The sequence below is a fragment of the Candidatus Pelagibacter sp. PS_43 genome (genome assembly GCF_059417795.1).
Genome location: NZ_CM182066.1, coordinates 402994 through 423106, shown reverse-complemented (window position 1 = coordinate 423106; position 20113 = coordinate 402994). Strand labels below are relative to the sequence as shown.

The following is a 20113-nucleotide window of genomic DNA, read 5'->3' as shown; positions in this document are numbered from 1 at the left end:
TCATTATTCAACAGAACATTTATAGAACATATAAAAAAAATATCAATAAAAAAATAAAATGAATGTAAGAAAGGTTAGCAATGACAACAAAATTAAAAATAGATCCATATGGCTTCAGGGAGTACGACGCGAGATGGTTGTATGGAACAGATATTAATAGCCTTGGAATAGAGAATCTAGGTAAAGGTTTAGGCACACAAATTATAAAACATACTAAAAAAACGAATCCGAGAATAATTGTTGGTCACGATTACAGGTCCTACAGTGAGGAAATAAAAACTGCACTTAAGAAAGGATTACTTTCAACGGGATGTAATATTGAAGACATCGGTTTATCATTGTCCCCTACTGTTTATTTTGCACAATTTAATTTAGATGCGGATGCTGTTGCAATGGTAACTGCTAGTCATAATGAAAATGGTTGGACTGGTGTTAAAATGGGTATCAAAAAAGGTTTAACTCATGCACCTGAAGAGATGAAAGAATTAAAAGAAATAACACTAAATGAAAATTTTATCAAAGGTGAAGGTAATGAAAAACAAATAGAAGGTTTTCAACAAATTTATAAAGATGATTTAATAACTAAAAATAAAATAACAAAAAAAATTAAAGCTGTTGTTGCTTGTGGAAATGGTACAGCTGGAATATTTGCCCCTGAAATTTTAAGAGGAATTGGTTGTGAGGTAATTGAACTTGATTGTAATTTGGATTGGACCTTTCCAAAATATAATCCAAATCCAGAAGATTTAGAAATGTTACATGCAATTGCAAAAGCAGTAAAAGACAATAACGCTGATATTGGTTTTGGTTTTGATGGTGATGGTGATAGAGTTGGTGTAATTGATAATTTGGGAGATGAAATATTTTCAGATAAAATTGGATTATTAATTGCAAGAAACTTATCTAAAACTCATAAAAATTCTAAATTTATTGTCGATGTTAAATCAACTGGACTGTACGCAACTGACAAAGTGTTAAATGAGAACAACTGTGAAACTATTTATTGGAAGACAGGTCACTCACATATTAAAAGAAAAGTTAATACTGAAAAAGCACTAGCGGGATTTGAGAAAAGTGGTCACTTTTTCTTTAATCAACCTTTGGGATTTGGTTATGATGATGGAATAAATTCAGCAATTCAAGTGTGCCATTTATTAGATAATGAAAATAAAAGTATGAATGAGATTATAAAAGAACTACCTAATACTTTTCAAACTCCAACTATGGCACCACATTGTAAAGATGAAGAGAAATATCAAGTGGTTGAAGAGTTGGTTAAACAAGTAAATGAATTGAAAGATAATCACACTAAAATTGATGGCCAAGAGATAAGTGAAGTCTTAACGGTTAATGGTATCAGATTTTCTTTTAAAGATGGTTCATGGGGTTTGATTAGAGCTTCATCTAATAAACCATCCCTTGTTGTTGTAACTGAAAGCCCGACATCAGATGAGAGAAAGAAAAAGATCTTTGATTTTATTGATGATCTTTTACAAAAAACTGGCAAAGTCGGTGAATATGATCAAAAAATATAAATATTTACTAATCCTTATCCTCCTGTTTACCTCTAAAAGTCACGCTTTAAGCCCTGAATATGAGAAGGAATTGTACATTGGTTGTTACTCTAACTCTAAAGCATATATTGGCCCAGATGGCGCTAAAATATACTGTCAGTGCACCGTTGATAAATTAAGCGCAAAATTTAGTGATGAAGAGATGGATGAAGTCTTCAGCAAAGAGCCTGATGAGATTCAACAATTAACTGAATTTGCGACAATTGAGTGCGAAAATAATAAATAGCTTTTCAAATAATAAAATAATTAATAGATTTTAAAAATGGAAGATAAGAAAAACTTTGGTTTTGGCACTCAAATTAGAAAATCCCCTTATTTTAACTCAACTGTTAAATGGGGTGCAACTGGTTTTTCAGTTTATAATCACATGTATATTCCTCGTGACTTTGGTTCTCCTGAACAAAACTTTTGGAATTTAGTCAATGAAGCAATTTTATGTGATGTTGCAGTGGAGCGACAAGTAGAAATTACAGGACCCGATGCTACTAAATTTATTCAACTGTTAACCCCTCGAGATTTATCAAAGCTTGCAGTTGGTCAATGTAAATATGTTTTAATAGTTAATAATGAAGGTGGAATTTTAAATGATCCAGTTTTATTAAGATTAAAAGAAAACCATTATTGGTTATCTCTTGCAGATAGTGATATTTTATTATGGGCACAAGGGGTTGCAATCAATTCAGGTCTTAATGTTAAAATTATTGAGCCCGATGTCTCCCCTCTTCAATTACAAGGACCAAACTCTGGAAAAATTATGGAGGCTTTATTTGGTGAAAGTATTAATGATCTTAAATATTATTGGTTACGTGAATTAGATTTAGATGGCATTCCTTTAATTGTGTCCCGTACAGGTTGGTCAAGTGAACTTGGTTATGAGTTATATTTAAGAGATGGATCTAAAGGAGATGAGTTATGGGAAAAAATAATGGCAGCTGGCAAACCTCACGGATTAAAACCAGGTCATACATCATCGATTAGACGTATTGAAGGTGGAATGTTATCGTACCATGCAGATGCTGATATAAATACAAACCCTTATGAACTGAATTTAGGAAGACTTGTTAATTTAGATACTGATATAAACTTTATTGGAAAAGTTGCGTTACAAAAAATAAACAAGGATGGCATTAAAAGAAAACAAGTTGGGGTTATTTTAGACTGTGATCCTTTAACTGGACCTAACACTACCTTTTGGGAAATCTTAAAAGACAAACAAGTAGTTGGTAAAATTACTTCTGCGGTTTATTCACCAAGACTAAAACAAAACATTGCCCTTGCAATGGTTACAATTAACAATTCAGAGACTGGAACGATACTTGATGTTAAAATGAATGACAAAATTATTAAGGCAACAGTTGTTGAAAAACCTTTCTATGATCCTAAAAAGAAACTAGCAAGTTCTTAGTAAGTCTAGTATTCATAAGCCATGTTAACTCCAAAAGACTATATCTCTCTTTACTTACTAGTAATTGTTCTAACAGTTGTCTCTGTTAACTTCATGTACCGTCTCTATTTTTAGTAATATTTCCTATCTATTTTTTTAATAAAAGACCTAGATGAGCCAAATTTCCCTACGTTTATAGGATCAGAACAACTTTTTTGTTTATATTTTTTTTAACTTCTTAATAAATATTTTATTTTTTTTAATATCTTCACCAATGAATTCAAATACATAATCAGCAAATCTTTCACTCTTAGCGGCAGCTTTAACAATGATCTTATTATTTTTTAATCTTTCTGATGCATATTTTAGACAATAAGCATCAATCTTTACAGCTTCCAACATAAAATCTTTGTCATCAAAATATGCTTCACCTGCTTCTTCTAACGTATGTGGTTCAGGATCATGTTGGTAACCTTCAAAATAATATGAGTCCCATCTCATTTCATCATTATAAGTTTTAATTTCATTTAAAAGAGCAATTTGAGAAAAATTTAAATTCTTTTTCATTTTTTATTTTAAGAATTTTCCGTTTTTAAAATTTCCTTCTATTACTTTTCCCATAGGATCAATAAATTTACCTTTTCCATGAAAGACATCATTTTTATAACCACCCTCATAAGTAGTACCATTTGGATAAATATAATATCCTTCGCCATGTTTTTTATCGTCTTTAAATTCTCCTGAATATTTTTCGCCACTAGGATGTGTTAATGTTCCTTTTCCATTCATTTTACCCTTCATCCAATCACCCTTGTATCTTAAACCATCATTCCAAATATATTCACCAATTCCATTAAATAAATCTATTTTGAATTCTCCTTTATAAATATCTCCACTTTTATATTTAATGGTTCCATATCCATGTTTTTTTCCAAACTTATATTTTCCTGAATATGCTTCTGTAATCTCAGTTATGTCTTTCTCAACTCTCTCAACATGCTCAAGAAATAAAGCTTCCTTATGATATGATCGGTAATAACTTTCAGGTAATATTAAGGTTTTTACCGGCTTGTAATATGGGGGATTTTTAGCTTTAAAAAAATCATCATCAACATTTTTGTCTTTAAACATAAAGTCATACTCTTTCTCAACATATTTATCTAAAATTTTCATAAAATATTCATTCTTATTTGAAATTTTATTATAATTTTTTTCAGTAATAGTATCTAAGATAAAAACTGAGTCATGCATGTTTGATCTTTTTTCTGTATTAATTAGTCTGTATTTTTGATCTTTAGAACAATAAAGAACAAATGCATCGTTCCACATTGTGTCTTCATACATTATGCATTCGTAACAGCTTATAATTTTAAAATGTTTCTTAAGTTTTTGAAATAATCCACCACTATAAATTAATGGAGCTAAATAATTTGTAAAATGTTCCTCTTCATCATTAAGATCATTATACCCTTTTACACATTCAGTTATCTTTTCTGCTAAGTCATAAACTAGCTCTGGCTTCCAATTATTTAAAATATTCAAAAGTTTATCTATGTTTAAATTTTTATAAAAATGATCAATCTTTCTTTTGTTTTTTGTCTTTTTATTTTCAACTACCTCCATATTTTTGTCAATCTTTACATTCTGCATAACATTTTTACAGATCTGACATTTTTGTTTACCAACTAAAACTTTTGGAACTTTGAGTAATTTGAAATTATTTACACAATGTTTTGTTTCACATCTAACATATCCATAGATTGGTTTTTTTTTGATTATACCCATATCTTTTTCATAAATAGTTCTCTTTTTATTACTCCAATAATAAATCGTCAGATAATCCAGCATTAGAAATTAAGGATGTAACTACACCATGAATATTCTTCTTACTTTCATCTAGATTTTTTTTACGATTTTTGATTTGCATTTCAAATGAACGTTCATCTTTTTCTAATTGATCACTTGTTGCTTGAAGATTATTTCTAATTTTTCTATATTGGAGTTTAAATTCATTACTATTCACATAATCATGTAGCTGCTGTAATTTTGAAGAGATATCCTCTTTAATATTGTTGCTTAGTGAATTTTGTTGAATAATTAATTTTCTAGACATGTCTACTATATATTGAAAAACAGATTCATCAGAACAAATTGTAATTCTTCCACCTTCTCTTAATTCCATAACACCTTTTGATTTTTTAGGCATAACTCTGGTAAAAATTATACCTAACATCGCATCTTCACGATGCATGTCATCAATTAATTTACCAACCCACTTCTCATCAAAATTTAAAACATCTTTACTTTCGTGTAAAATTTTTCCAACTTCTTGCTGTTTGTGATGCACAAATTGAATTACGTCGGCTCCTCTTTTGCCTTTTTTAACTGGTTCGTATTGATCCATAGGAAACTGTTTTTTTAAATACTCTTCAATTAATTCTTCTTGAATTTCACCTTTTCTTTCAACAGGTGATTGGCTTGCAACACGTGCTTGCGCTTCCGCATTAGTTCTTACCCTGTCTAAATCAATTTGATGGGCTTTTTTAATTTTTATCATTTCTTCTTTTAAAACTTCGTTATCTTTTTTATCTCTTTTAGCCTTAGCCTCAGCTTCATCTTTTATCTTTTTAGATTGTTGATCTACAGTTTCTTTGAATTTTTTAACCTGAACTGCTGCTAATTTTTCAGCTTCTTTTTTCTGTTTTATAGAGGCTTCTTGTTCAATTTTTACTAATTGTGCCCGATGTTCTTTATCTTGTTTTGAAACTTTAGCTTTATAAGCCTCTTCAATTTCTTTTTGTCTAATAGCTGATTTTTGTTTTTCCTCAGTTTCTAATTTTTTTCTAAGTTCTTCTGCTTGATGCTTAAAACCCTCTTGTATTGGGAAAGATTTATTACAATGTGGGCATTTAATTTCTTGTTTTGTGCTCATTTAAGCTCCTTTTTGTTTATATTTTTTTGGTCTAGTAAATATTTAATCAAATGGTAAATGGCTAATGTATCTTTAGAGCAGTACTCTAAGAGGTTTTTTTTCAGTTTATTTTTCTCTTCTTTTGATGTTTTTGGATCAGTATAAAGAAACCAAGCCAACATAGCATCTGCACCTCCAGCCATACTATCATCTTTGTTGTAAACAATGTCACCCGGAATAGCTTTTACAACTTCTTTTATCGATGAGCTCCCATTCATAAGGGGTGAATAAAAGTTCTCTCTAACTATTTTTTTTGTATCTACCACTCTATCAATTAATTTAGTAATTTTATCAGATAGGTCTTTAAGATTATCTTTCTTTAATAATCTTTGTAATGTAGATATTTCGGTACTAGCACTATGTGCAAATATTGTTCCTTTGCTACCAATTGCATCTAATAAACTTTCAATAAAATTTCTTTCTATATTCTGGTCTTCAAAATCTAAAAAGGATTTAGCTTCTTTTAATTCAATTTCCTCTTTTATTGAATCCCATTTATGGACTGACCATTGAAATGGTAATTGATAATTAGGTTCTGTTCCTTTAATAATTGGCACTCCTTGTATAGCTGTTTCAAAATCCATAAAATAATAAGGCCACGTATAATCTTTAAAAATATTTTTTAAGTTTTCACTAAACCAAGGTTTATTTTCTTTATGTGCTTCTTGTATTATCTTATAAAAATTTTCCACATAACCTTTTCGTTTAAAAAATAAAAGTTTTTCTGGTATATCCTGTAAATCTTTATTTTTTTTATCCTTAAAATATTCAGTTATTTCTTTGTTTTTAGAAACATAAGGTAAAATCGTGTATGGAACGATATCTGTTTTAGGTAATAAAGTTTTACAGTTTTTTTCATAACTACATTTGTGTGGTTTTTCACAATGAGAACCCATTTCTATGTTTGGGCTTGTAGTTTTTTTATTTATTAAAGGTTCTAAAGTTTTAATATAATTTGGAACTTCTTTCTCCTCTAACGATATTACGTCATTCATTATTTCTTCTAATATAAGATCAGTGTATTTGTTATCTCCATTATAAATAAATTCTTTATTAATATAAATTAATTTAATGTTTTTTAAATTAACTCCACTTTTTTTTAGTATGAAAGTTTGAATTGATAAATCTAATAGGTACTCTTTTTTTAAAATACCTTTTTTTTCTTCAATATTAGTTGTGGCTTTTGCCTCTAATAAATCCCAACCATTTTTATTTTTAATCAGAACGTCAGTTCTCACCAGAGTATTTTCAAAAATAAATGCACCCTCATAGATAACATTAATATCTTTAGATTTTAATGCTTCTTCAGTTTTACTCATCACATCTTTGATATTAAAATTATCTGATAAATCTAAGCCATCTCCATAGATTTTTCGAACAATTAAGCCAAAACGATCCCCTTTATGGAATTCAGGGTTATCTCTTATTTTAATTGGCTCATGAAGGTTAAACCAAAGTTTCTTAACACATTGGACTCCATCTTTAATGTTGGTTTTATCTAAATTATAAATTTTATCTGTCATTAGTGTACCGACCTTGCTTTTTGTGCAGCTTCAAATTCTATTTTACCTACCACTAACCTAAGATTGGTCATGATTTTTTCCCATTTGTGATTGTGCTGGTTGGGATTAAGCCAAGGCAAATCGTCATGTTCTAAATCTAGCATAGAACACAACACCGTATCAATATTAGTTAACAACCTTTGTCTCTCTTCTGGGCTGTTTTCATAGAATAGTTGTATTAATTTATTATGGTCTTCACTGCTTTCTAGTTTTGTAATCTTTTTCTTACTCATATTACCTCTTTCTGAAACAGAGGGTTATTTGGTACAAAAATGAAATTTATTAAAAATTAACTTTCTAATTACCAAGATAAACCTTTGTTCTTTAAGTTTATTTTACAGGTAAATATTTATGAATTTTATTCCAACCTTCTTAATAACCTTGAAAAGTTATTAAGGCTTCGTCAGAATTAACATTAAGGATTAGTAAATATACTCTCAGAAAGTTATTAACAAAAAGTATATATATTAATCCTTAATATATTATAAAAACTTACCTTTAATTAACTTACACTCTTCTTTAAGACATTCAATGTTAATTATTCTATATAAGTCTAATATTATTGGATAATTTTATTTTTCTCTTCTTTTCAAATCTCCACAAAATAAAAAATAGAAGTATTAGCCCAGGTTGTAAAATTACAAAGATAACAATGTTAGCAAGTTCATAGCCCATGCCGGTTACCTCCCCTATAACTTCAAGAACCCACACACACCAAAGAAAGAACTGATCAATCATAAATTTTTAATCAATATTTGCAGTCTCAAAATCACACTGATAATGCTCTAAGAACCTATTATTTTTAAAGTCGTATTTTGACATGGTCATGCTAGGTTTTGTGTCTCCATCAAATACAATCATTTGAAACCCTAATTCATAATCTGCAAATCTTGCAGTAACCTGGTTTTCACCAATATCTAATTTATTAGCTTCAATCATGACAAATTCACCCTTTTCTTTATCAAAGTATTCAAGCCCTACTGCTTGCATTGTAAAATTTAAAGGATCATGCTTTCTTCCAATGATTACATCTTTCATATTAAGACATGAGATTTTTAAACCTTGATCAGCTTTAGAGGTTGTTGGTAGCAATATTAAGATAAATAAAAGAACTCTTAACATTGTCTAACTACCCACCTGATCAATAGTTTTACAAAGTTTACGTGCTTCTAATACAGAGGGTACTAGTTTATCTAATTTCCAATTATTATTAGGGATGTCAAAGTATTTAGCTACTTTAAAGCCAACTCCATCAACTATTTCAATTTCAAACCTTTTTTCTTCCTTATAAAAATCATTTAATTTGTAGATGTATTTTTTTAAGTCAAAAGTTCCAATAGAAAACAAAACACGGTAACCCATTAAAAAAGGGGTTACAGCTTCAACTTCTGCAGTCTCTTCTTGGTTATTAATTCTTATTGGGATATGTTTTCCTATTAACTGTTTGATATCGCCTGGTTTTTCATAGGTGTAAAATGTAAAGTTATTCCATACTCGCTCACAATCATCATTAACGTGTATAAAAAAGTTAAGCGAGTCTCCGTGGGTTACTTCGCCTGAAACTCTTGCATAAACTAGCTTTTCAAATTTATTAATATTCCATTCCTCATGATCTGCTTGGGCTTGGTAAGCTATAACTAATAGAAACAAAACCAAATGAGCTGACACAAAAATTAAGAACCGCTTCATGATTTAAGCTCCACATTTATTCCGTTTTCCTTGAATATTTTGATTATTTTCTCCCAAATGATGCTGTTATGGGTACTTGGACTGAGTTCAAACTTGAAGGTTTGTTTGTAAACTGGGCTGCAGTTATCATAAGCAATGTAAGCGCTTACATGACAGTATTTATTAATACCATTTATTTCCATATATCAAAACTCCTATTGTTGGTTGTATTTTTAAGGGAAAGTAATTTGTAGTTAGTAATGGTTTCACCCCTTCTCATATCAAGAGGTCTACGTAAAGAGGAGAACAATGAAAAGAAACGTAAACGGGTGAAAAGGAATGAAATCCAATGCATCATATAACTATTACATAATGTTTTGTTTTCAATAGGTCTAAACTTTGTTAAAAAAGAGAATAATAATGAATTTAACTGACAATGAAAAAAGAGATATTGTAAGATTAATTGAAGAAGGAAAAGATATACCTGAAAAGTATAGATTTCTTCTTTTTGGTGATAAAAGACAAGTTGAGATAACCTGGAATAACAAAGTAAACGAAATATCCAATTTATCACTTCCCTTTCAAATAATAGAACAAGTAGATGAACCAAGGGATGAAAAAATTAAATTATTACAAGGGTCATTTGATTTTGCTTCAGGAAGACAAAATGCTGGTTGGACCAATAAATTAATTTGGGGTGACAATAAATATATTCTCTCTTCAATAAAAAATGGGCCAATGAGAAATGAAATGGATAATGAAGGAGGTGTAAAACTTATTTATATCGATCCTCCTTTTAGTGTGGGCCAAGATTATACAATTGATGTGGAAATTGGAGATGGAGAAATATTTAACAAAGAACCATCAGTTATAGAAAACTTTGCATATAGAAATACTTGGAACAGAGAAGGAAATAGTTTCTTACAGATGCTTTATGAGAGACTTTATTTAATGAAAGAATTATTAAGAGATGATGGTGTTTTGGTTTTAAGAATTGATTTTCATTGGGGTCATTATGTTAAAGGAATTTTAGATGAAATATTTGGATTTAATAATTTTAGAAATGAAATAATTATCAATAGAACAAAAAAAAATGTTACTAAAAATACTAAACAACTAGCATTGTTATCTGGGGTAGAATCTTTATTTGTATATTCTAAATCAGAAAAATTTTTCTATCTAAACACTGAATATAATTTGAAGGAAAAAAGAGAAAGTTATTGGAGGGCAACAGATGACTCGGCAGGTGTGTCTGGTTCTCCAACTAGAAATGTGAAAGGAAAAACTTTTTATGCAAGAAAAGGGTGTCATTTTAAATTTAGTCAAGAAAGAATGGATGAATTATATAAACATGGCAAACTAAGAATTAATGAAAATACTAATAAAGTTCAATATTTAGTTGAAGCTTCATCAACAGGAACCATAGATACTAATTGGACCGATATTCCAGGTTATTCATTTTCAACTGGTTATCCAACTGAAAATTCTACCCAACTTCTGGAGAGAGTTATAAGGGCATGTACAAATGAAAATGATATTGTTTGTGATTTTTTTAACGGAAGTGGAACCACAGCAAATGTATGTGAAAATTTAAATAGAAAATGGTTGGTAACAGACATTGGTAAATTTTCAATTCATGTTACTAAAAAAAGATTAATAGACACACAAAGAAAACTTAAAAAAGATGGAAAAAATTGGAGAGCATTTGAACTATTAAATTTAGGGAAATATCAAAGACAATATTATATTTATGATGGAATATCTGAAAGAGATGAAGTTAAGTTATTAGATAAGAAAAGAAAGGAAGAGGCATTTCAAGAATTAATTCTGGAAGCATTTAAAGCAGATAAAGTTGATGGCTTTTTAACTATAAAAGGTAAAAAGGGCAGCACTTTTGTTTCAATAGGACCAATCAATCAGAGTCTATCGAGAAATCATGTCGAAGAAGTTATTAAAGAATGTATCAAAAATAATATAACTAGTGTTGATATATTAGGTTTTGAATATGAGATGGGACTTTTTCCATCTGTACAAGAGGATGCAAAATCACAGGGACTCAGATTAAATTACAAACAAATACCAATGGATATTTTTGATGATCAAGCAGTTAAAAAAGGGAAAGTAGTATTTTTTGATGTTGCTGCAATAGAATTTAAACCAATAATAAAAAAAAATTTTGTTTCTATCGAATTAACAGATTTTGCAGTTTTCTATAATGAAAATAATATTGGAATTGATGAGGAACTTAAAAATGGGAATTCTAAAATAATAGCAGAAGCAGGAAATATCATTAGAGTTTCAAAAAGCAAAGAAGGTATAATTAAAAGAGATGTGCTAACAAAAAATTGGTATGATTGGATAGATTATTGGTCTGTGGATTATGACTTTGAGTCAAAACCAGAAATAATAAAATTTAAAAAAAATAATAAAGTAGAGGAAGTTTGGACTGGTAATTATATTTTTGAAAATGAATGGCAATCTTTCAGAACAAAAAAGAATCAAAAAATTGATTTATTATCATCAAAAAAAGAAATTAGAAAAAATAAGACTAAGATTGCTGTAAAAGTTGTTGATATTTTTGGCAATGACACAATGAAAGTTATGGAAGTAAAAATCTAATCATGCCACAAGCGATACCTTCATATATAAATTCTATAGGAAAAATCGAAACAGATATATCAAATGATCTTTCAAGAAAATATGGAAAGAAAAATACTTTGAATATAATCTGTTTAGGAAAAATACTTGATAATGGAACAGTATTTTATGTATTAGAAAAAAATGAAATTAATTCAGATATAAAAAATTTACCTAAAAGTCAAAAAGGTATACCTTTTGTATATTTAGATCTTAAATCCAATAATCAAAAACTTTATCCAAATTATCACGAACTTCAATTTCTTATAGATGGCAAATATAAATCTTTGATGGAATTTACATTATCAAAAAATAATAATGATTATTATACAATTGATATAGATTATGTTTTTAAAAGTTTAAATGGATGGAAGGGATTTGAATTTACAACATTTTACATGCCATTTAAAAACAAACATGAGGCAGAAAGATTAATTTCAAAAATTAATCGAAGACCTTCTTGGAAAGGTATTTATGGAGCAAGGTCTTTACGGAGAATTGTAAAAGACTGTGAAGATTTGAATATTGATTTGTATATGGTCTGTGCAAACACTTTAAAAAAAGTTGGTTCAAAGTTAGATTTAACTGGTAATTGTTATGTTTTTAAACTTAGTATTGAACAAATAAATAAATTAGAGAAAGGACAACCACCTACAAATGGAATTTTATGTTCTTTTAAAAAATTTATTGAGGTAGTTGAAAATGGGTTTAAATAAAAATTTTCCAAAATCTCCGTTTAATGTAATCAATCCTGACGTGAGATGGTTTCCTGGAGATGAAAGTTTAGGAAACAAAGGTAGAGAAAAACTCTTAGCACCGTTAGTAACTAAAATTCGTCAAGAAGTCTTTGAGTGGAGAAAAAAAAACTATCCAAATATTTCTAGTACTTCTAAATCTCTGTTAGAATATTGGTTTAAAACTCCACATGAAAATGAATTTAATTATTATTTTGCACAAAGAGAGTCAGTAGAAACTATAATTTATTTATATGAAGTTGCACAAATTACTAATCCTTCAGACTTAATTAAATATGACTCATCGGGTGTCATATTGCCCTCTATGTTTGAAGAACAATGGTTAAGATTGATTATAAAACAGGCGACGGGTACTGGTAAAACTAAAGTTTTATCTTTATTAATTGCTTGGTGTTATTTTAACAAACTTTATGAAAAAAATTCAGACTTATCTAAAAACTTTTTACTTATTGCACCAAACACAATAGTTCTTGATAGATTAAAAACAGACATAGAAGATTTAAAAATTTTTAATCAGGATCCCATTATTCCTCCAAATAATTATGACAACAAAACATGGATAAATGATTTTAGATTAAAGGTTCACATTCAAGATGATATTTATCATTTATCTGAAGATGGAAATATATTTCTGACAAATATTCAAAGATTTGCTGAAAGAAAGAAAAAATCAAGAAAAAAAAATGATTTAAAAGATTTTTTTTTAGGAGAAAAGCCAGCAATTAAATCATCAGATAATAAAATTTTTGTAAAAGATATTGTTAAAGAGCTCGAAGATATAGTTGTTTTAAATGATGAAGCACATCACATACATGACTCTACAATGTCATGGGCAAAAACTATAGAAAATATAAATAATAATTTAGTACAAAAAGGAAAAAGAATTGGAATTCAAATAGATGTTACAGCAACTCCAAAACATCAGAATGGAGATATTTTTATTCAAACTGTTTCCGATTACCCACTTGTTGAAGCAATTGCTCAAGAAGTTGTTAAAAAACCAGTTTTACCTGACGAAGCAAGTCGAGGAAAATTAAGTGAAAAAACTTCAACAAAATTTTCAGAAAGATATAGAGATTATATCAATTTAGGTGTAACCGTGTGGCATCAGGATTATGAGAAACATGCCAAACTTGGAAAAAAAGCATTACTTTTTGTTATGGTTGATGACACCAAGGATTGTGATGATGTAAAACAGTATTTGGAAAATAATTTTCCTTTACTAAAAGATAGTACATTTGCTATTCACACAAACAAAGAAGGAAGAATTGAAGAAGGTGTTTCTTCAAAAAGTCAGCAAGAACTTAAAGAGTTAAGAGATCTGTCTAATCAAGTAGACTCAGATAAAAATAATATAAAAGCAATAGTTTCAGTATTAATGTTAAAAGAAGGTTGGGATGTAAAAAATGTAACTACAGTAATTGGATTAAGACCTTATTCTGCAAAGTCCAATATTCTACCTGAACAAACTCTCGGCAGAGGATTAAGAAGAATGTATTTTGGTGAAAATATATCTGAAGAATTAAATGTAATTGGAACGGAAAATTTTTTAGATTTTGTTGAAAGTATTAAATCAGAGGGAGTTGTTTTAGAAAAAAGATCAATGGGCAAAAACTCTGAGGCGTCTGGCCCAACAATTATTGAGGTTGATAAGAAAAAAGATTTAGACAAATTAGACTTGGAAATTCCAATACTTTCACCAAGAATTCAAAGAAATTATAATAATTTAAATGAATTAAATCCTAAAAAATTTAATTTTAAATCACTTAAAATAAAAGAGTTTAATGCTGAAGATCAGAAAAACTTTGTATTTAGATATCTACTAGAGGGCGAGGTTGCTTATGAAATAAAAGTTAATGATGAATTGATGATAAACTCTTCCTCCATAGTATCTTTTTTTACAAAATCTATAATGAGCGAAATGAGATTGTTTGGAGGTCAAGAAATTTTATATGAAAAAGTTAAATTATTTATGCAAGAAATTCTTTTTGATAGAAAAGTTAATCTTGAAGATCTCAATATAGCTAGAAATTTAAGTGAAACTGAAGTTAGAAGATCGATAATTGAAACATTCAAAACACACATAAACGAATTAACTATTAGTGATACTGGAACATCAGAAATTGTAGATTATATTAAAGTAGGTCAAACTAGAACGTTTAGTGTTGCAAGAACTACAGAATATTTACCAGCAAAAAAATCTGTATTTAATAAAATTGTAGGAGATTCTAAGTTTGAATTAAGATTTGCTGGATTTTTAGATGCAACTATAGATGTAAGAGCTTTTGTTAAAAATTTTAAACAATTAAATTTTAAAATTAGTTATATAAAAAGTGATAAAAGCATTGGAAACTATTACCCTGATTTCACTATTAAATTAAATGATGGAAGTATGTGGATAGTTGAGACAAAAGGTGCAGAAAATATTGATGATCCTAAAAAAATTGAGAGGTTAAAAACTTGGTGTGAAGATGCAACCGAAACAACTGGAAAAAGTTGGGACTATTTATACGTAAAACAAGAAATATGGGATCAAATTAAGATTACACCAAATTCATTTAAAGAAATCATCAATGTATTCAAAAAATCATAAAAATTATTGGTTATTTGTTGAAAGCGAATTTAACAGAAAACAAGATGAAATAAATGGATATAAGAATTTAGGTATTTCTAAAAGCAAATCAAAAAAATTAATATTTAATAAAGGTGATATAATTTTTACATATATTTCAAAAATTAAAAAATTTTCTGATATCAGGGAAATTTTATCTAACGAGATAGTTGATCTTCCAATAATAATTAAATATGACAAAAGCTATGAAGTTTCTATTCAAACTAAATTAGTTAAATCATTGAATACTAAAGAATGGATTGATGGTTTAAAAATTTTTGAAAAATTAGATTTGATGAAAGACAATTCAATAGGATTTATTTTACTAAATTGCCCAACAATATTGAATAAAAAAGACTCTGATAAAATAATGAGTGAATTTAATTTCAAATAATCTTAGTAATACTTCAAAATGTTTCTTCAACAATTTGTTAACTGATTGAAATATACTTAAAATTAAATATTTTTGTATAATAAATAAACATCAATTTGTCTGGTGCTAGAGTCTACAAATAGTGAGTAACTATCATCCAGATCGGCTTTAAAAAAATCAGTTATAGTTTCATATTTTTCCATATCATATTTTGAGTTTAAATCTTCAGTATCTATTTCTGGATCATCAGAGTGACTAGTTCCTATAAAAATTAAATGTTCACAAATATCTTTTATTCCTTTATCATTAAGATTTTCAGATTTACAAATAGGGCAGTTGATAGTCTTATCCTTCATTTCAATATCAATTATTTTCATTTTGATGCTGCTTTCTTAATTTCTTTAACCACCATTAAGTAATTATCTTTAAGAACTTTATGACCTTTTAGATGTTTTGAAAACTCTTTGTATAAACTCTCATAATACCAGGCAACTTGCTTAGGAGACGCTGTAAATCTGTTCCAGATTTTCTTACCTACTCTTTTATAATCATTAACAATACAGGTACCGTTATGTAATTTATCACAAAGGGATACAAACATAGAAGATTGGCCTTTTTTCTTAATATCAGAAATGTATTTCTTTTTTCTTTCCTGCCAAGGTGGTTTTGGAACTACTGCAGTATCACTACATTCATCAACTATTTTAGCAACTTTACTACCAAACTGCTTTTTAATTTCTTTTAAAACTCTTAATCCACCTTGATCTTCAACAGCATCATGTAATAAACCTCCTATAGCTTCATCAGTAGTACCGCCATCTTCAATAATATTGTTACTAACTGATACTAAGTGAGTGAAGTAAGGAATTCCTGTTCCTTTGCGGTTTTGTTTAAAGTGTATCTTGTAAGTAAAATCTAAAGCTTTTTTGTATTTTTTTTTATCTATTTGTTTATTCATTAATTAAATTTATCAATAATTTACCAATAAAACTATTATGGCGATAGCTACTAACACAGCACTGACAATAATATAATTCAATCTAATATTAAATTTTTTAAAGACTATTTCGGTAATCTTTTCCCAGAATAATACGATTAAGAAGATGATTATAGCTGGCAGAATATATTTGATCATAAATCCATAATTATTGTGTAAGCTAAATAAGTAAGTTCAATGGCTAATAATATTTCAAGTCCAGACATAATTTAAACCTACCAAACCTTAAATCAGGTGTCCAGTTGATGGAATGAAGACAAAGATAACTGTTTGTTTAATGTTCATTTTTTACAATATATCATTTATAGATGTGCTCCACATAGGATCTGAATGCTTATCCCAATAGAGTTTGTGAATTTTTCTTGTAATATCCCCTACCGTTCCTTGTTTAATATTTTCCCCACTTATTTTTGTTATTGGCATTACCCCTCCTGCTGTTGAAGTTGCAAATAATTCTTTAGATGATTTTAACATTTCAATCGTTATAGATTTTTTATTAACTTTGATATTTAGTTCTTTAGCTAAATCAATAACGGTTTGTCTTGTAATTCCTTCTAGTACTCCATGGTCTGGGGTATTAATTCCATTTTCATCAACAGAGAAAATATTAAAGCCTGGGCCTTCTGAGATATTGTTATCCTCATCTACTAATAAAGCAGTATGATGTCCTCTCTCATAAGCATCAAGCATACCGGTGACTAAATCCATCCAATGATAATTTTTAATAGTAGGATCAACTGAACTTGGAGGAATTCTTGTTATATCGGTTAAATATACATCTAATCCTTTTTCAAAATCTTCTGGTTTAAGTATCCAACCAAAGGGTACTGCAAAAGCCATAAAACGTGGTGTCGCTTTTCGAGGATCTCTAACAAAGTTTGGAGACATTCCTCTTGTTTGTATCATTTCAACATAAGAATCTTCAAGATCTGCTTTTTTAACACAACCTGCTAATATTTTTTTTATTTCTTCACGACTAAGTCTGCATGGCATTCTCAGTTTTTCTGTTGATTTAAAGAAACGATCAATATGTTTATCTAATTGAAAAAATCTACCCTTCCAAACATGGACAACATCATATGTGGCATCAGATCTTAAAAAAGCCCAATCTAAAATAGGAATTTTAGCTTCAGAAAGTTGAATGAACTCACTGTTCATCCATGCCGATCCTTTTGGAAAAATATCACTCACCATCCAACCCTACCAATATTCAAATCAGGTGTCTAGGTGATGGAATTAGCTAATAGTAAATAGGAATAAAGAGATCTCGGGAATGGGTAATATTTTTATTTAATAATCCAAAAAATGATATTTATTATATAAACCAAAATACCATAAAATACGAACATTAGAAATTTGTCTTTTCCTGACTTTTCCTTCCAATTTAAAGTAAATAACGCAGCAGGTGATGCAACTAGTAAAATAACCCCAACAACAATTACCAATACTGATAAAATTATAAATACGTTCATAAATTAGTTTTTATCATATATTTTCTTAAATATTAAATCTGTCTTTAATTGCATAAAACCACACCGCTAATCTAAAATAAAACGTTCTTAACTGGGGGAAGATAAATTTCTTAGGTAATCCTTTATAAATTTTTGAAATATCTAACTCTTTACTGTTTGATAATACTAACTTAGACAATTGTTTTCCAGTCCAAGGAGCAGCACTCACTCCAACCCCATTATAGCCAAATCCATAATAAATCTCTTCATTATCAATTTTACCAATGGAGGGAGTTAATTTTTGAGATAAAGCAATTAATCCCCGCCAATTATAATCAATATTAATGTCTTTCCATTTAGGAAAAATATCTTTTAAAAACTTTTCCATTTTCTTAGACATATTTAAATTAGATTGATCACTGCCACTTAAATCCCCTCTAGTGCCAAATAAAATTCGGTTGTCAGGTAACTTTCGATAATAATATAAAAGATTTTTAGTATTAGCTATTGGTGAAAATGTTGTAAAATTATGTTGGTCAATTTCTTGCTTCGTTAAGACTCTGGTGACAATAATATTTGAAATTACTGGTAAAATTCTTGAATTCATCTCTGGGATTAAGCCTTCTTGATAAAACCCGTTTGTTGCAACGACTATTTTTTTTGAACGAATAGATCCTTCTTTAGTCCTTAAAATATAAGCACCCTTATCTTTATCAATTTTATCAACTTTAGTGTGCTCGAAGATTTTTAATTGTTTAGATAAAGCATATTTTGCAATGCCATTAACAAATTTAAGAGGATTGATTGCAAAACCAGGTTTATAAGAAAAAGCTCCAAATTGCTCTGTGCCACCATGGCCAATTTTATCAAAGTCTTCTTTTGAATAAATTTCAGTTTCAATACCAAACTCTTCTTTGTAAGCTGTAGCTTGCTCTTGAATATCTTTAAACTTACTTGGGTGATGGGCGACTACGTAATTACTATCCCCCGTTACATCACAATCAATATTATATTCTTTTATAATGTCTTTTGTATAATTTGAGCCTTCAACAGAATTTTTAAAGAATTTTTTAGTTTCATCATTGCCGTAAATAGATTGCATCTTTTTAAAAGACATCTTACTTGGCGGCAGACAACAAAAACCTGCATTACGAGATGAAGCCCCCCAGCCTATTTTTCCAGCTTCAACTAAAATAACCTCTAAATTATGATTTTCTATTAAATTAATTGCACAGGATAAACCAGTGTACCCTCCACCTATTACAACAATTTCTGAGCTGATATCTTTATTAAGTTTTTCTAGATTTAAATTTTCGCTTGAATGATCTTCCCAATAACTACTAACTGGGGTGTTAAATTGATAAATATCAGAATGATAAATATTTTTCATTAACAAGACCCTAGCACGCAATTAATAGTTAATTCTAGTCAAACTTCTAATTTTTTAGGATTTGAAATGAACTTAAAAGACTCAAGCCCTATTTTTCATAGGGCTTGAGTTAGATTAGTTAAGCAGCACTTACTCTTTGCTCTATGTGCTCTTCATTATAAGAGTTTGAAGAAACCTTTTGAAACAATTTAATAGGAACTCCATTTGATAAAATATCTAATACCGGGCAATGTGTATTTACTGTATCAATCAATTTATCTATTTCTGCTTTAGGTGATGAAGATTTAATATCAACAGTGCCTGAGATGGATTGAAAGCCAGGTCTAGTGTTTTTATTTAAAGCTAAAAAACCCTGAAGATCTAATTCACCTTTTAATTTAACACTAACACTCTCAATATTAATACCCGCTGCTGTAGCAAATGCTTTATAAGTTATCTCCTGACACGTTGCTAACGCTGCTAATATTAACTCTACTGGGCTCGGACCTTCGTCTTTACCACCAAAACTTTTGGGTTCATCAACAACTAATTTATGCTCTCTAAGAGTGACTACAGATTGAAGTCCTTCTTTAAGAATTGAGTTGCTTTCATATTGGACCACAGCATTTTTTGGGTTAGCTGTAAAATCCTTCTGTAGATTACTTATTGTTTCTTTTAGATTGTTACTCATTTTTTTTCTCCTGTTTTAGTGCTTCGACATATGTCAGGCGCACAATTTAGTTAAATGCCCTTCTTAATTT

At 28.9% G+C, this 20113-nt stretch carries 20 protein-coding genes and 1 riboswitch; of the genes, 7 read left to right on the top strand and 13 right to left on the bottom strand.

Annotated features, from left to right (window positions below; genetic code table 11):
• Positions 1 to 80: 80 nt before the first annotated feature.
• The 3 genes from AC5SLL_RS02265 to AC5SLL_RS02255 are packed head-to-tail and all read left to right on the top strand — an operon-like array spanning position 81 to position 2979.
• A complete protein-coding gene (locus tag AC5SLL_RS02265; RefSeq protein WP_494586917.1) occupies positions 81 to 1535 on the top strand; it encodes a phosphomannomutase/phosphoglucomutase in 1455 nt (484 codons plus the stop codon).
• Positions 1519 to 1800, top strand: a complete 282-nt coding sequence (locus AC5SLL_RS02260; RefSeq protein ID WP_494586916.1) for a hypothetical protein — start codon at positions 1519 to 1521, stop codon at positions 1798 to 1800. The genes AC5SLL_RS02265 and AC5SLL_RS02260 overlap by 17 nt, the downstream gene beginning before the upstream one ends.
• 36 nt (positions 1801 to 1836) lie before the next feature.
• Positions 1837 to 2979 carry a glycine cleavage T C-terminal barrel domain-containing protein gene (locus tag AC5SLL_RS02255; protein WP_494586915.1) on the top strand — a complete coding sequence of 381 codons (1143 nt, stop codon included), beginning with the start codon at positions 1837 to 1839 and terminating at the stop codon, positions 2977 to 2979.
• A 198-nt stretch (positions 2980 to 3177) separates the two neighbouring features.
• On the opposite strand, the gene AC5SLL_RS02250 is transcribed toward AC5SLL_RS02255, so the two are convergent.
• The 7 genes from AC5SLL_RS02250 to AC5SLL_RS02220 form a co-directional block, all read right to left on the bottom strand.
• The gene (locus tag AC5SLL_RS02250) at positions 3178 to 3525 is read right to left on the bottom strand and encodes a DUF4116 domain-containing protein (protein ID WP_494586914.1); all 348 of its coding nucleotides are present in this window, start codon (positions 3523 to 3525) and stop codon (positions 3178 to 3180) included.
• 3 nt (positions 3526 to 3528) lie between these two features.
• The gene (locus tag AC5SLL_RS02245) at positions 3529 to 4806 is read right to left on the bottom strand and encodes an MORN repeat-containing protein (protein ID WP_494586913.1); all 1278 of its coding nucleotides are present in this window, start codon (positions 4804 to 4806) and stop codon (positions 3529 to 3531) included.
• Entirely contained in the window at positions 4772 to 5890 is a 1119-nt protein-coding gene (locus tag AC5SLL_RS02240) for a DUF2130 domain-containing protein (RefSeq protein ID WP_494586912.1), read from the bottom strand. Before AC5SLL_RS02240 ends, AC5SLL_RS02245 begins: the two co-directional genes overlap by 35 nt.
• Positions 5887 to 7452 (bottom strand): DUF2779 domain-containing protein, encoded by a 1566-nt coding sequence (locus AC5SLL_RS02235; RefSeq protein ID WP_494586911.1) that lies wholly within the window; start codon positions 7450 to 7452, stop codon positions 5887 to 5889. Before AC5SLL_RS02235 ends, AC5SLL_RS02240 begins: the two co-directional genes overlap by 4 nt.
• Positions 7452 to 7724 (bottom strand): hypothetical protein, encoded by a 273-nt coding sequence (locus AC5SLL_RS02230; RefSeq protein WP_494586910.1) that lies wholly within the window; start codon positions 7722 to 7724, stop codon positions 7452 to 7454. The genes AC5SLL_RS02235 and AC5SLL_RS02230 overlap by 1 nt, the downstream gene beginning before the upstream one ends.
• 511 nt (positions 7725 to 8235) lie before the next feature.
• The gene (locus tag AC5SLL_RS02225) at positions 8236 to 8613 is read right to left on the bottom strand and encodes a hypothetical protein (RefSeq protein ID WP_494586909.1); all 378 of its coding nucleotides are present in this window, start codon (positions 8611 to 8613) and stop codon (positions 8236 to 8238) included.
• Between the two features lie 3 nt (positions 8614 to 8616).
• Positions 8617 to 9180 (bottom strand): hypothetical protein, encoded by a 564-nt coding sequence (locus tag AC5SLL_RS02220; RefSeq protein WP_494586908.1) that lies wholly within the window; start codon positions 9178 to 9180, stop codon positions 8617 to 8619.
• Between the two features lie 399 nt (positions 9181 to 9579).
• Here AC5SLL_RS02220 and AC5SLL_RS02215 point away from each other — a divergent pair, with 399 nt between their 5' ends.
• The 4 genes from AC5SLL_RS02215 to AC5SLL_RS02200 are packed head-to-tail and all read left to right on the top strand — an operon-like array spanning position 9580 to position 15556.
• On the top strand, positions 9580 to 11778 hold the full coding sequence (locus AC5SLL_RS02215; protein ID WP_494586907.1) for a site-specific DNA-methyltransferase: 2199 nt from the start codon (positions 9580 to 9582) through the stop codon (positions 11776 to 11778).
• A gap of 2 nt (positions 11779 to 11780) precedes the next feature.
• Positions 11781 to 12512 carry a hypothetical protein gene (locus AC5SLL_RS02210; protein WP_494586906.1) on the top strand — a complete coding sequence of 244 codons (732 nt, stop codon included), beginning with the start codon at positions 11781 to 11783 and terminating at the stop codon, positions 12510 to 12512.
• Entirely contained in the window at positions 12499 to 15144 is a 2646-nt protein-coding gene (locus AC5SLL_RS02205; protein ID WP_494586905.1) for a DEAD/DEAH box helicase, read from the top strand. Before AC5SLL_RS02210 ends, AC5SLL_RS02205 begins: the two co-directional genes overlap by 14 nt.
• Complete coding sequence (locus tag AC5SLL_RS02200; protein WP_494586904.1) at positions 15125 to 15556, top strand: hypothetical protein; 432 nt, start codon at positions 15125 to 15127, stop codon at positions 15554 to 15556. The genes AC5SLL_RS02205 and AC5SLL_RS02200 overlap by 20 nt, the downstream gene beginning before the upstream one ends.
• A 62-nt stretch (positions 15557 to 15618) precedes the next feature.
• Here the strand turns inward: AC5SLL_RS02200 and AC5SLL_RS02195 are convergent, their stop codons facing one another.
• The 6 genes from AC5SLL_RS02195 to AC5SLL_RS02170 form a co-directional block, all read right to left on the bottom strand.
• Positions 15619 to 15912: a hypothetical protein gene (locus tag AC5SLL_RS02195; protein ID WP_494586903.1), complete on the bottom strand. Its 294-nt coding sequence runs from the start codon at positions 15910 to 15912 to the stop codon at positions 15619 to 15621.
• Positions 15909 to 16493: an HD domain-containing protein gene (locus AC5SLL_RS02190; protein WP_494586902.1), complete on the bottom strand. Its 585-nt coding sequence runs from the start codon at positions 16491 to 16493 to the stop codon at positions 15909 to 15911. The genes AC5SLL_RS02195 and AC5SLL_RS02190 overlap by 4 nt, the downstream gene beginning before the upstream one ends.
• A gap of 327 nt (positions 16494 to 16820) precedes the next feature.
• Complete coding sequence (locus AC5SLL_RS02185; protein ID WP_494586901.1) at positions 16821 to 17726, bottom strand: aminotransferase class IV; 906 nt, start codon at positions 17724 to 17726, stop codon at positions 16821 to 16823.
• A gap of 92 nt (positions 17727 to 17818) precedes the next feature.
• Positions 17819 to 18004 (bottom strand): hypothetical protein, encoded by a 186-nt coding sequence (locus tag AC5SLL_RS02180; protein WP_494586900.1) that lies wholly within the window; start codon positions 18002 to 18004, stop codon positions 17819 to 17821.
• A 25-nt stretch (positions 18005 to 18029) separates the two neighbouring features.
• Positions 18030 to 19373, bottom strand: a complete 1344-nt coding sequence (locus AC5SLL_RS02175) for an NAD(P)/FAD-dependent oxidoreductase (protein WP_494586899.1) — start codon at positions 19371 to 19373, stop codon at positions 18030 to 18032.
• 118 nt (positions 19374 to 19491) lie between these two features.
• A complete protein-coding gene (locus tag AC5SLL_RS02170) occupies positions 19492 to 20043 on the bottom strand; it encodes an OsmC family protein (RefSeq protein ID WP_494586898.1) in 552 nt (183 codons plus the stop codon).
• 4 nt (positions 20044 to 20047) lie between these two features.
• Positions 20048 to 20112: riboswitch (SAM riboswitch) on the bottom strand.
• Position 20113: the final 1 nt, after the last annotated feature.